17 protein-coding genes are annotated in these 12,766 nt (G+C 31.1%); 8 read left to right on the forward strand and 9 right to left on the reverse strand.

Translation table 11 applies throughout. From position 1 onward, the window contains the following. The first annotated feature begins 71 nt into the window (after positions 1-71). The 4 genes from DFQ10_RS01350 (at position 72) to DFQ10_RS01365 (ending at position 3,030) form a co-directional block, all read left to right on the forward strand. Positions 72-482, forward strand: coding sequence for a BrxA/BrxB family bacilliredoxin (locus DFQ10_RS01350; RefSeq protein ID WP_115815632.1), 411 nt, complete (start codon positions 72-74; stop codon positions 480-482). A 135-nt stretch (positions 483-617) separates the two neighbouring features. Beyond that, entirely contained in the window at positions 618-1,355 is a 738-nt protein-coding gene (locus DFQ10_RS01355) for a lysophospholipid acyltransferase family protein (RefSeq protein ID WP_115815633.1), read from the forward strand. Between the two features lie 22 nt (positions 1,356-1,377). Beyond that, positions 1,378-2,358, forward strand: coding sequence for an acyl-ACP desaturase (locus tag DFQ10_RS01360; RefSeq protein ID WP_115815634.1), 981 nt, complete (start codon positions 1,378-1,380; stop codon positions 2,356-2,358). Positions 2,359-2,367: 9 nt separating this feature from the next. Further along, entirely contained in the window at positions 2,368-3,030 is a 663-nt protein-coding gene (locus tag DFQ10_RS01365; RefSeq protein WP_115815635.1) for an HD domain-containing protein, read from the forward strand. Here the strand turns inward: DFQ10_RS01365 and DFQ10_RS01370 are convergent, their stop codons facing one another. From DFQ10_RS01370 to DFQ10_RS01375, 3 genes are all read right to left on the reverse strand, one after another. Then, positions 3,031-3,456 carry a hypothetical protein gene (locus tag DFQ10_RS01370; RefSeq protein ID WP_115815636.1) on the reverse strand — a complete coding sequence of 142 codons (426 nt, stop codon included), beginning with the start codon at positions 3,454-3,456 and terminating at the stop codon, positions 3,031-3,033. 170 nt (positions 3,457-3,626) lie between these two features. After that, positions 3,627-3,800: a hypothetical protein gene (locus DFQ10_RS18475; RefSeq protein ID WP_181897551.1), complete on the reverse strand. Its 174-nt coding sequence runs from the start codon at positions 3,798-3,800 to the stop codon at positions 3,627-3,629. Between the two features lie 14 nt (positions 3,801-3,814). Further along, the gene (locus DFQ10_RS01375; RefSeq protein ID WP_115815637.1) at positions 3,815-4,693 is read right to left on the reverse strand and encodes an AraC family transcriptional regulator; all 879 of its coding nucleotides are present in this window, start codon (positions 4,691-4,693) and stop codon (positions 3,815-3,817) included. 270 nt (positions 4,694-4,963) lie between these two features. Here DFQ10_RS01375 and DFQ10_RS01380 point away from each other — a divergent pair, with 270 nt between their 5' ends. Together DFQ10_RS01380 and DFQ10_RS01385 are read left to right on the forward strand one after the other, a co-directional pair. Next, complete coding sequence (locus DFQ10_RS01380; RefSeq protein WP_115815638.1) at positions 4,964-5,521, forward strand: hypothetical protein; 558 nt, start codon at positions 4,964-4,966, stop codon at positions 5,519-5,521. Between the two features lie 472 nt (positions 5,522-5,993). After that, positions 5,994-6,551: a hypothetical protein gene (locus tag DFQ10_RS01385; protein ID WP_115815639.1), complete on the forward strand. Its 558-nt coding sequence runs from the start codon at positions 5,994-5,996 to the stop codon at positions 6,549-6,551. A 73-nt stretch (positions 6,552-6,624) separates the two neighbouring features. Here the strand turns inward: DFQ10_RS01385 and DFQ10_RS01390 are convergent, their stop codons facing one another. Together DFQ10_RS01390 and DFQ10_RS01395 are read right to left on the reverse strand one after the other, a co-directional pair. Next, positions 6,625-7,698, reverse strand: a complete 1,074-nt coding sequence (locus tag DFQ10_RS01390) for a PA0069 family radical SAM protein (RefSeq protein WP_115815640.1) — start codon at positions 7,696-7,698, stop codon at positions 6,625-6,627. Between the two features lie 96 nt (positions 7,699-7,794). Next, positions 7,795-8,748, reverse strand: a complete 954-nt coding sequence (locus tag DFQ10_RS01395) for an NAD-dependent epimerase/dehydratase family protein (RefSeq protein ID WP_115815641.1) — start codon at positions 8,746-8,748, stop codon at positions 7,795-7,797. A 173-nt stretch (positions 8,749-8,921) separates the two neighbouring features. Here DFQ10_RS01395 and DFQ10_RS01400 point away from each other — a divergent pair, with 173 nt between their 5' ends. Further along, positions 8,922-9,449, forward strand: coding sequence for a hypothetical protein (locus tag DFQ10_RS01400; RefSeq protein ID WP_147299160.1), 528 nt, complete (start codon positions 8,922-8,924; stop codon positions 9,447-9,449). 58 nt (positions 9,450-9,507) lie between these two features. Here the strand turns inward: DFQ10_RS01400 and DFQ10_RS01405 are convergent, their stop codons facing one another. Together DFQ10_RS01405 and DFQ10_RS01410 are read right to left on the reverse strand one after the other, a co-directional pair. Next, entirely contained in the window at positions 9,508-10,224 is a 717-nt protein-coding gene (locus DFQ10_RS01405; RefSeq protein WP_115815643.1) for a hypothetical protein, read from the reverse strand. 71 nt (positions 10,225-10,295) lie between these two features. Beyond that, the gene (locus tag DFQ10_RS01410; protein WP_245940584.1) at positions 10,296-11,105 is read right to left on the reverse strand and encodes an NAD(P)H-binding protein; all 810 of its coding nucleotides are present in this window, start codon (positions 11,103-11,105) and stop codon (positions 10,296-10,298) included. Positions 11,106-11,217: 112 nt separating this feature from the next. Between DFQ10_RS01410 and DFQ10_RS01415 the strand changes: the two genes are divergently transcribed. After that, positions 11,218-11,697, forward strand: coding sequence for a CBS domain-containing protein (locus tag DFQ10_RS01415; protein WP_115815645.1), 480 nt, complete (start codon positions 11,218-11,220; stop codon positions 11,695-11,697). Here the strand turns inward: DFQ10_RS01415 and DFQ10_RS01420 are convergent. Together DFQ10_RS01420 and DFQ10_RS01425 are read right to left on the reverse strand one after the other, a co-directional pair. Beyond that, positions 11,694-12,398: a hypothetical protein gene (locus tag DFQ10_RS01420; RefSeq protein WP_115815646.1), complete on the reverse strand. Its 705-nt coding sequence runs from the start codon at positions 12,396-12,398 to the stop codon at positions 11,694-11,696. The genes DFQ10_RS01415 and DFQ10_RS01420 overlap by 4 nt on opposite strands. Then, complete coding sequence (locus DFQ10_RS01425; RefSeq protein WP_115815647.1) at positions 12,398-12,748, reverse strand: hypothetical protein; 351 nt, start codon at positions 12,746-12,748, stop codon at positions 12,398-12,400. Before DFQ10_RS01425 ends, DFQ10_RS01420 begins: the two co-directional genes overlap by 1 nt. Positions 12,749-12,766 lie beyond the last annotated feature (18 nt).

Genomic DNA, 12,766 nt, shown 5'->3' on the forward strand with positions numbered 1-12,766 from the left:
AAGACTGTGTACTACCTACTATTTTTCAGTATCTTTGCAATTCAAATTAAGATTAATTAAAATTAAAAAATATGTACCCAGCAGAATTAGTAAAACCAATGCGTGAGGATTTAACCAAAGTAGGTTTTGAAGAATTACATACATCAGAGGCTGTAGATAAAGCCATTGCAAAAGAAGGTACAACACTAGTTGTTGTAAATTCTGTTTGTGGTTGTGCAGCTGCCAATGCTAGACCAGGAGCAAGAACGAGTTTACAAAATGCAAAACGACCAGATCATATCGTTACTGTTTTTGCAGGTGTAGATAAAGAGGCTGTAGATGCAGCTAGAGCGCATATGGTTCCTTTTCCTCCAAGCTCACCATGTATGGCTTTGTTTAAAGATGGAGAATTAGTACACATGTTAGAGCGTCACCATATTGAAGGTCGTCCAGCAGAATTAATTGCTGAAAACCTTATGGATGCTTATAATGAGTATTGCTAAAAAGTGTGATGTCTTAAGACTGAACTTTTTATTTAAATATTAGTAGCTGTCATTTTAAATGGTACTGAAACACTTTGTTTCAATTTCGTTTAAAATGACAGTTTTTTTCTTCGTTACATTTCATATTTTTGCATTATGAGAAAACTATTAGCTTATCCTCTTACAGCTTTATTTGCGGTCTGCTTTCTGTTAACCTTGTGTGTTTTTCACCCTATACAATGGTTTTGCCACAAAGTCTTTGGTTATATTGGTCTCAAAAAAGCAGTAGATGCATTGCAATTTTTTATTATGCGTTGCCTTAATTTATTAGGTACAAGAATCTCATTTTACAACCCTTATAATATTTCTACAGATAGACCATTAATTATTGTGTCTAATCACCAAAGCATGTATGATATCTCACCAATAATGTGGTACATGCGTAAACACCATGTAAAGTTTGTTTCTAAAACCGAATTAGGAAAAGGAATTCCAAGCGTATCTTATAATTTACGACATGGAGGTTCGGTTTTAATAGACCGAAAAAATCCACGTCAGGCTTTACCAGCTATGCTAAAATTTGGCGAGTATATTGAAAAGACCAAACGTGCAGCTGTAATTTTTCCAGAAGGTACTAGAAGTAAAGACGGAAATCCAAAGCCATTTAAAACTAAAGGTTTAGAGATGTTGCTGAAAAAAGTGCCTTCAGCACTCATTGTTCCGGTAACTGTAAATAATTCTTGGAAAATGTTGAGGTACGGAAAATTTCCTATGGGAATAGGAAATCATATGAAATTTACTGTTCATAAGCCCTTAGAAATTATTAACTTTACGGATAAACTCGAATTAATTAAGCAAGTTGAGCAAACTATTGTTGAAGGAATTGAGAAATAACCCATAAAAAATAACCATCAAGATGTCGTTAAAAAATGTGAGATTAGAAGTGATGCAACATCTCGAAAAAGATGTTCAGTCACTTATAGAAAAATATTTAATCCCTGTTGAAAAAATTTGGCAACCTACTGATTTTTTACCAGATTCAACTAAAGATTCATTTTTTGAAGACGTAAGAGAAATTAGAGAACTCTCTAAAGAATTACCTTATGATTTTTGGGTGGTTTTAGTAGGAGATATGATTACTGAAGAGGCTTTACCTAGTTACGAGTCTTGGCTTATGGATGTTGAAGGTGTAGATCAGGTAGAGCGTAACGGATGGTCTACATGGTTAAGACATTGGACAGGTGAAGAAAATAGACACGGAGATGTTTTAAATAAATACTTGTACTTATCTGGGCGCGTTAATATGCGTGAGATTGAAAAAACCACACAGTACTTAATTAACGATGGTTTTGATATTGGTACAGGTAGAGATCCCTATAAAAACTTTGTATACACAAGCTTTCAAGAATTAGCTACTTATGTTTCTCATAATCGTGTAGCTAAAATTGCTAAGCAAAAAGGCAATAAACAATTGGCTAAAATGTGTAAAATTATTTCTGGTGATGAAATGCGCCACCACCATGCTTATTCTGAGTTTGTAGAACGTATCTTTGCTGTAGATCCAAGCCAGATGATGATGGCATTCTACGATATGATGAAACGAAAAATTGCCATGCCTGCACATTTTTTAAGAGAGTCTGGAGAAAGTATTGGAACAGCTTTCGAAGAATTTTCTTTTACAGCACAACGTATTGGAGTATATACTTCAAATGATTATGTTGATATTTTACAGAAACTTATTGACCGTTGGGAAATTGATAAAATTACAGGTCTTACCGATGAAGCTGAAAAAGCACGTGATTATTTAATGAAGTTACCTCCGAGAATGTATCGTTTGTCTGAGCGCATGAAAATTCCTGAGAGTTCATTTCAATTTAAATGGGTAGATCCTGCTTAATCATTTTGCATGACTGTTTCTGATTCTAAACTTATTGAAGATACCATTATTTTCGTAAAATCTAAACTTAAAAATGCAGAAGGTGGTCATGATTGGTTTCATATTGAACGCGTTTATCATAACACATTATTAATCGCTAAAAACGAAAGGGTAGATATAACTATTGTTTCATTAGCGGCTTTATTGCATGATATTGCAGATCCAAAATTTAATAATGGAGATGAGACTATTGGTCCAAGAGTTGCAAGTGAATTTTTATTGAAACAAAATGTCTCTAGTGAAATTATAGAACATGTCACTCAGATTATAGATAACATGTCCTTTAAGAATTCTTTTGATTTAAACCCATCATTTACATCAAAAGAAATGGAAGTAGTGCAAGATGCAGATAGATTAGATGCTATTGGAGCTGTTGGTATTGCGCGTTGTTTTAATTATGGAGGTTTCAAAAATCGACCGCTTTATAACCCAGAGATTAAGCCTAATCTTAAGATGACTAAGGCAGAATATAAAAACTCCGAAGCTCCAACAATTAATCATTTTTACGAAAAATTATTGTTGCTTAAAGATCAAATGAATACCAAAACAGGAAAACGAATTGCATTAGAACGCCATAAGTATATGCAAGGGTTTCTTAAACAGTTTTTTGCAGAATGGAACGGAGAGTTGTAATTAATCTACATCTTGCGTGATTATTAATGTCTGTCCGTTTTTAACTTCAATAGTTTCATCAATTATAAAAAATTTACTTAAAGAAGGGACTTCTGTTTCACCTTCACTGTTATTATTTTCTATTCCCCAAAATTCAAAAGTGTAGTTATATGTTCCTGAATAAACACTTGAGAACCTAATTTGCTTATAACCAATTCCATTTACTTCATTTAAAAGATTAGCTTGAGGAAATTCAATACGAACTCTTCCTGTAGCGTAATTATTAGGAATATTAAAATTAAACTCTATAGCGCCAGAAGTTTGTGACGTTCCAATACCTCCATCAACATATTCAATCTGTGGAGATTTAATCTCATCTTTTTCACAGCCTAATAGGAGTATAGTTAAGCAAAAAACTCCAATTTTAAAAAATGTGCTGTATTTCATATTGCAAATTATTTTATAAAGTTAAGATAATTCTTGGAAAGAAATTAACAAGATGTTATTGCAATATAATTTTCATATTAAGGAGCTAATGAGTGTTTTTATACTTCAACTCAACTTAATATTTATATGCCTAATACAGTCTCAAACGGATTAGAGGTTGAAAAAAGAAACTAATTCTCATTAGCCACTTCTAGGGCAGTTAATTTATATTCTATTATCGCCATTTCCTCACCGTAATGAATAAGTTCATCTGCAGTTAAATCGTTTCTAGAATTTACTGCATCTAAAATATCTTGGCCTTTCTTGGTGTAATAAGCAATTGTAACCTCTATTTTATCTTCCATAAATATCTCATTAATTATTGAACCATTAACTTTAGTTCACCTCTATATTTAGAAGCACTTTTGCCTGTGAATTCTTTAAATAGCTTATTAAAATGTGAAAAATTATTAAATCCACATTCAAAACTAACGTCTGCGATACTCATCTGACTTTCCGAAAGTAACTTAGTTGCATGTACCACTCTGTATTCATTCACCATTTTTGTAAATGTTTTACCAGTTACTTTTTTAAAGTAGCGACAAAAGGCAGGAACCGTCATACTTACTTTATCAGATATCTCATCTAAACTAATATGTTCTTTAAAGTTTTGGTTAACGTGTTTAAAAATAATATCAATCTTAGCGCTATCTTGTGGTTCGGTTTCAAAAGCAAAACCATCTACGTTTAATAAGGTGTAATCTTCAGATTTTGCTAAACCATGTAATACCTCTAATAAAATCAATATCTTTTTAAAGCCTTCTTTTTCGTTAAGTTTTTCTATTTTAGGACCTAACTTCTGTTTTGTTTTTACACCAAAAAGAATGCCTTTTTTAGAGCGTTCAAATAATCGGTTAATTCTTCCCATTTCTGGAATATCAAAAAAATGATCTCCTAAAAATTCAGGTTTAAATTGAATTAAGGTTTCTGAGCCGTTTATGGTTAATCGATCTGTAAAACCATTGTGAGGTAAATTTGGTCCAATTAATAATAATTGACTATTGTTGAAATAAGACAAATGGTTGCCAATGTGTCTTTTTCCTTGTCCTTTATTTACGTATACTAGTTCAATTTCTGGGTGAAAATGCCAAAATGGTTTTGTTTCACCTTTATAGACATCCATTTGATGTCTCTTCACTAATAATGAGCTTCCAAATTCAGGACTTATTTTTTCTAAAGTAGGTTTTCTTGTATTCATAACAGATAATTATATGCAAAGTTAAGGGTATTTATAATGACAATCTATAGGAAATTACCAAAATTATATACAAAATTAACACAATACTACTTTAACGTGGTTTATTAGGTTAATTGTGTATATAAATATGGCAAAAATGATGTTTTCCACGATGAAATGCCGCTATATATTTGCAGTGTTAATTTTATTGAACTGGTGAGCTATAGAATTGTTGTTAAAAATAAAAAGCAATTTAATTTAATCAGTTTTTAACCCCAAAAATGAAACATTATGAAAACATTATTTAAGAATATTTTAGTATTAGCAGTGATGTTAGGAACATGCACAGGCTACGCAAACACAAATTCAGAAGTGCCAAGCGCTTTTAATAGAGTAAGTAAAGGAGATCAGATTTCAGTATCTGATGCTACAGGAGAAGTTGTTTATAGTGGACGTGTTGATTATGACGGTAGCATTCAAAAATTATATGATTTTTCTCAATTAAAAGATGGAATCTATACGGTTGAAGTAAATAAGGATTTTGAAATTGAAATTAATTCTGTTGAAGTTAAAAAGAATGTTGTCACTTTTTCAAACCTATCAAGCAAGAAAATTTATAAGCCTGTATTTAGATCTAAAGATTCTCAGGTGATTATTTCAAAATTAGCAATTGATTCAAATGAAATGAATATAGAATTGTATTTTGAAAACGATCTTATCCATACAGAAACTGTAAAAGGAAAGGAAATTCTAAATCGTGTTTATCAATTAGATAACACACTTAAAGGAGACTATACCGCTATTATTAGAGCTAATGGTCGTGTATTTGTTGAGAATTTCAAATTATAGATTATTGTTTATACATTAGTTTTTATTTAGTTAAAAAAGTGGGTTGTTAGAGCCCACTTTTTTTTGTTTAAAAGAGTTTAATATATGCTAGATTGTTTGGTGTAAACCTTTTTAGTTACGATGTAATTTAGTCGTTTTAAATCATCTTTAGGTTTTTGATATTATTATAGAGCCTTCTCTATGAGTTATTGTAATAAGTCTTGTAACAGATCTTTTAAAGTTCTAAGACATTAATAATACAGTTTATTCTTTCTTAATTCGACTCATATTTTCAGGCGACATTAAAAGAACAATCTAAACTGTGTTTTTGTTATCTATGGAAAATTACCAAAAATATGCACTATTTTAACCTTATTCATTGTAAGATACCTGTATTCGGTTAATTTAGAACACAAACATGCCAAAATGCTTGTTTTCTAAGACGTTAATACCTTATACATTTGTATCAGTAATCACTTAATAGGAAATTATTATGAGAACAGTATTTAAAAACTTTTTAGTATTAGCTGTAATGTTAGGAACATTTACAAGCTTCGCAAACGAAATGTTAGAAGTAACACCAACTTTTAACTATGTAACAAAAGGAAACCATATTTCTGTATCTGATGCTTTTGGAGAAGTTATCTATAGTGGAGAAATAAATTATAGCGGTAATCTTACCACACTCTTTGATTTTACACAATTAAAAAATGGTAAGTATGATGTTGAAGTTACTAATGGGTTTAGAATTGATATTAGTACAATTGAGGTTAAAAATAATATAGTTTTTGTTACTGATGCTAACAGAAAAACAATTTTTAAGCCTGTAGTTAGAAATGAAAATAATAGTGTTTTAATTTCAAAACTAGCATTAGATGGTGAGAAAATGGATGTAGAACTTTTTTATGAAGGAGAGCTCATTTATACAGAAACTATAGACGGTGAAGATGTTTTAAACCGTGTGTACAAATTAGACAAAACTCTTAAGGGTAGTTATACTACTGTTATTAAGTCTAACGACAGAGTGTTTGTCAAAAATTTCAGAATATAAATTGTTGTTTATATATTATTAGTTTATTTATTTAGAAAAAAAGTGGGCAGTAGAGAGCCCACTTTTTTGTTGTTTAAAAGAGTTTTAATTGGTCGTTTTTATTGGGTTCATAAAGGCTTCTGTTTAGTGTTGGCATTATTTTATTCTTAAAATATTTTAATCTTGCCAATAGAACTAAATCATTTATTTGTTGGGCAATTTGTCCTTCGCCTCGCATTCTAACTCCATATCTACTTTCGTTTAAAGTGCCGCCATGACAACTTTCTATTTGGTGTAATACTTTATCTGCTCTATCTGGTAAGGTCTTTTTAATCCAATCAGTAAATATTTCTCCAATCGCACCGTTTAATCTTACAATAGTATGTGCAATACTCAAGGCTCCAGCTTCTGAAACAGCTTTTGCCATTGGTAAAATTTCATGACTATTTATAGACGGAATTATTGGTGCTAACATCACATTAACCGGAATGCCGTTTTCGCTTAATTTTTTTACAACAAGAAGGCGTTTTTTTATCGTTGTTGTTCTGGGTTCTAAAATTCGTCTTGTGTCTTCCGATAATGATGTTATAGAAACATTAACGGCTATTAAATTATCTTTTGCAAGTGCTTTTAAGATGTCTAGATCTCTTAATATTAAGGCATTTTTAGTGATTATTGCTACAGGATGTTTGTACTTTAAAAACACCTTTAAACATTGTCTTGTAATTTTAAATTGCTTTTCTGCAGGTTGGTAACAATCGGTATTACCAGACATAACAATTGGTTTTGCTTTCCAGCTTTTCTTTTTGAGAAGTGTTTCTAAAAGTTTTGGAGCGTCTTTTTTTACTAAAATTTTACGTTCAAAATCTAAGCCTGCACTATAACCCCAAAATTCGTGAGAATTTCTAGCATAGCAATAAATACAACCATGTTCACAACCTTGGTACATATTCATAGAATACGACATCCCAACATCTGGACTGGTAACTTTATTTACAATGGTTTTAGGAAAGACATTGAGATATTGTGTCTTTGTTTTATTAACAAGTTCTCCTTCTTTTTGGCAGTATTCTAAAAAGTCGTCTCTTACTTCGTGAGACAACTCAAAAAAACGATTTGGTGTGTTTTTTTGAGCGCCTCTACCTTTTATATTCAATTTGGGATTCATACCATAAAATTAGTATGAAACGCATATGATTATAGCTACAGGTTGTAGTTTTAACTTATTTTATTGTTAACATCTATTGTCCTAAAAAAAGCTATTTTAAGAATTATATTTTTTCTTTAATTGCACCAGCATTTCTGATGTCATTTTTTCAAGATTGAATTCGTGTGACCAATTCCAGTCTTTACGTGCTGCGCTATCGTCAATAGAAGATGGCCAGCTATCCGCAATGGCTTGTCTAAAATCAGGGTTATATGTAATAGAAAATTCTGGTATTTCAGTTTTAATGCTTTCAGCAATTTCTTTTGGAGTAAAACTAATAGCAGATAAATTATAAGATGATCTTATGCTTAAGTTTTCAGAAGGAGCAGCCATTATTTGTGTCGTAGCTTTAATAGCATCATCCATAAACATCATTGGTAAGCTGGTGTTTTCAGATAAAAAAGATTCATATTTTCCTTCTTTTATGGCTTCATGATAAATTTCTACAGCATAATCTGTTGTACCTCCTCCTGGCATAGCTTTATGGCTAATAATACCTGGATAACGTATACTTCTTACATCTACACCATATTTATCGTGGTAATATTCACACCAACGCTCACCCACTTGTTTTGTAATACCGTACACGGTTGTTGGTTCGCAAATAGTATGTTGAGGTGTGTTTTCTCTAGGTGTGGTTGGTCCAAAAACAGCAATACTGCTTGGCCAAAATACTTTCTTTATTTGTCCTCCTTTAGCTAAATTAAGGACATGAAAAAGTGAGTTCATGTTTAAATCCCACGCTTCCATTGGGTATTTTTCGCCAGTGGCACTTAATAAAGCAGCCATAAGATAGATTGTGTCTACTTTATGGTTGATACAGCAGTCTTTTATAGCATTAAAATTTTTGGCATCTAAAATTACAAAAGGGCCAGAGTTTACCAGATCTAATTTTCTAGTATTGATATCGCTCGCAATAACATTATCTACTCCATGGATTTCTCTTAACTTGGTTGTTAATTCTGTTCCTATTTGCCCACAGGCACCAATGATTAATATTTTTGAAGACATGTGCTATATTTAAATTATCGGCAAAAATAATAAGAATTAATACTATTAGATATTAAAATTTTCAAAAATAAGAGGGTAATTTTATGAATTCTCTATCTTAAATTCAAAAGCCAAATACTAAATATTAAAAAAGGATAGTTTAAGTATATTTACAATTCAAATTTAAGAGACCTATGAAGATTATATCTGTCATTTTATTATTGTGCTGTGTTATGGTGTTAAGCTGTGGTGATGACAAAAGCAGTGAAAGCCAAACTGAGTCTATTGAAAATACAAATCAGAATGCTAAGATAACGGCAAAAACTATTGAGAATATAGATTATAAGGATTATGCACTTAGTCCTGAAAGCGAAAAAATGATTGTTACTTGGGAGAGGTACCAAGAGCTAGCTATGCAGATTAATTATTTAAAAAAGGCTGATTTTTCGTTTTTTAATGGAGATAAAGAACTCCTGAAAAAGTTTATTGATGAATTTAAAAGTCAAATACCAGAGGAAGTAAAAACAAACCCTACAATGTCTCGAATTGCAATCATAGAGACCTCTCTTTTAAAATTAAATGAAAATTTAACGATAGATAATATTGAAAGAAAAGATAAAATAACAGGAATAAAGGATGTTTTTGTAGCGTTTTCTAATCTAAATTACCAAATTAATAGAAAGTTAGAACGGGATTTTTACGATAAAATCCAACATGAATAATACATAAAAAAAAATGCAGCTCAATGAGCTGCATTTTTTTTTATGTTATAAATAGAAGTTATCCTTTTTTTTCAGCGGCAGCTTTTTGAGCACGCTGTGCTTTCTGAGCCTCTAAAGCCTCTCTGCTAACTCTTGCTAAATTAAAATTAGGATCAATGGCTAAAGCATCATTCATTAATTTTAAGGCAGCATCCATATTCGCTGTTTTATTTTCTGAGAAAGTTAAAAGTCCATTAAGATACGTTAATGCTGCTTTCATAGAGGTTTCATAAGGCTGCTGTCTTTCGTAGAAGGCACGTTTCATATCATCTTTTACATTAGTTAAAGCGTAATCGATATTGAGCCTTGCTCCTGCTAAATCGTTAACCTGAATTTTCATGTCTGCCATTTCATAAGCTAAATATACATTTGGATCACGTTTGTAAAGCACTTCAAAATGTTCTAAGGCCATTTTTGGTTGATTCAGATTTTTTAATGCTAAAGCTTTTACTTCAACATTAATATCAGAGTCCGTAGCATTTTTTTCTACACCAATAGTGTTTAAGGCTTGCATGTATTGCCCTTCAGACAAATAGATGTAGGCAATAGTGTCTCTACGTGCTACAGAAGGTTCTAATACTTCAAGATGTGTCATTGCATTAATAATGCCTTGTACATCACCTTGTTTTTTCATCTGCTTATAATACGCTTCGTAGTGAGTTTTTAAATCTGTATTTGATTGTGCAAATAGGCTTACCGAAAATAGCATAAGCATTGCAATTGTAATAGTCTTCATTTGTATTGAGTTTATTATTTGTTATTTATTTTAAAAATTAATGGGCTAAAACTAAGAATTTTAAATCACTTTTAGGGTTTTACCTTAAATCGATAATTCAAAAGTTGTACCAATATTGAGCTGTCAATTATTTTTCCTTTACTTTCTTGTGAATTATTAAAACTAGGAAGCGGTAAGTTTTTTTGTTTACAACAATTTGAATAGTAGTCTTTTTTTGACGTATGTCTAGGGTAGGCAGCATTGATAGAGACATTCCATAATTGTTTTTTAAGTATAGTAACTATAATAGAAATACAATCTGTTTTATGAATTAAATTTATAGGTGCATTTGGGTTTGAAACATTATCTCTTCCTGCTAAAAAATTCGCAGGATGACGATTTTCGTCTATTAAGCCACCAAATCTGAGAATTGTAGTATTAAAATTTGAATTTACTTGAAGCATTTGTTCAATTTCTATAAGTTGCTTTGCGATGTTAGACGTGCCGTTTGGAAGCGTTTTTGATGTAATAATAGGGAAATCGGTTTGGTCTTCAAATACTGAAGTAGAACTTATATACAATACATTTTTGATAGCATGTTTTTCAATAGCCAACATTAAATGTTTTATTTCTGCGACATGGTTTTTAGTTGGGTTTCTTCTTAATCCTGGTGGAATATTGATGATTACAGTTTCACTGCCTGTTAAAAATTCAGAATAATTACCAGAAATTCCAGATGAATTTAAAGTGATTAAAAACGGTTTAATTTTAAACCCTTTTAAATCCTCTAACTTATCTTTAGATGTGGTAGAACCGTTAATCGTAATTCCTTCTTCAATACATGTTTTGGCTAAAGGTAGACCAAGCCATCCGCAACCTATAATGCTAATTTGTGTTTTCAATATTAAGGGATAAAATGAGAGACAAAAATACGAAATATTAACCCTTTAGATTTTCAATTTGGTTAACCAATTAATTTTCAGTAACTTTAGTATTCACTCTAAATTAATCGTTATGCCAATAAAAAGTTTTCAAGGAGCTCGTAAGCAGCAAAATACTTCAGAGCCTATTGCTTTAAAAGTGAGAGATTATATGACTACTAACCTCATAACGTTTAGACCAGATCAATCTGTGCAAGAGGTTGTTGAGTCTTTAATAAAGAATAAAATATCTGGTGGACCTGTTGTTAATAATAACCGAGAACTAGTTGGTATTATTTCTGAAGGAGATTGTCTTAAGCAACTAAGTGAAAGTAGATATTATAATATGCCTTTAGAGCATGATAATGTTGAAAAACGCATGGCAACAAATGTAGAAACCATTGACGGTAATATGGATGTTTTTGATGCTGCGAATAAGTTTTTGCAATCTAAAAGAAGACGTTTTCCTATTGTAGAAAATGGAAAACTGGTTGGGCAAATTAGCCAAAAAGACATTTTAAAAGCAGCTTTACAGCTTAAAGGAGAAAATTGGAATAGTACAACTAAAGGTTAGGTGTTTCTGCTTTTCTGAGTTACTTCTGGTAAATCCGTGATAATGAATTTTTGCGTTTCACTTCCGTATATGTGCAATATTTTAGAATAAGAATAACCTTCAATAGGTTCACTTAAACTTTTCCATTTTGCAATACCTTTAATTGCAATTTTTTCATCTAACTCAATAACTCCTTCATTATATCTCAGTGTTTTATTAAAGCCTAGTAAACTTGTACTTGATTTACCTAAAGTTTTAAGGTAATTCTCTAATTTTAAAGAAGGGTCGTTTAAGAATCCACTTTGTACCTTATGATCTTTAACTAAATACATTTGGCTGAATTTATTAGCTTGTGTTGTGTTAATAAAGGCTAATTCATTCCCAGATTCAATAAAGAAATCTTGAATTTTTTTATCCTCAACATAGGTTGACCAGCTATTTTTTACTTTTTTTTCAATTTTAACATGGTAGTAAACGCAAGGTCTTCCGCTAAGTGGAGCTATTAAAGGTTGGTGAACATATTTGGCTTTGCCAATTATCTTAGCATAATCATTTTCTCTAATTTTATTAATAGACTTATGTGGTGATTTTTGTAAAGTTCTTAGAATTATATTTTTAGTACTAAAATAATAGCTAATTGCAAGTCCTATGACAAGAGCGAATATAATTAAAACAGGAAATAAGTAATTAGAATTCTGAAGGGTAATAATACTGCTATTCATTAATCATCACGTTTTACTAATGCATAATATTCTCCTTCGAGTGGTAAATAACCTTGGTCATATACAAAGTAGTAAACTGTGCCAGCTTTTGTGGTGTAAATACTTGTGAAGTAGTTAAAATCAAATCCTTTTTCTATGAGTTTGGCTCTAGAGCATTTCATCTTTTTGTTAGGATTTAGTGCTTCTAGAATTCTATAGTTTTTTCGTAATCGATTATTAGTATTTCTAATTAAGTTTTTGGCATCTTTATTAATGCGATTATTCTGCGCATTTCTACAGCCATCGCTGCAGTATTTTTTATCAATTCTGCCAATGATTACATCACCACATTCTGGACATTTTTTGCGCATAGTCTAACTTTTAGTTCT

Source organism: Winogradskyella eximia (genome assembly GCF_003386165.1).
GTDB classification, from domain to species: domain Bacteria; phylum Bacteroidota; class Bacteroidia; order Flavobacteriales; family Flavobacteriaceae; genus Winogradskyella; species Winogradskyella eximia.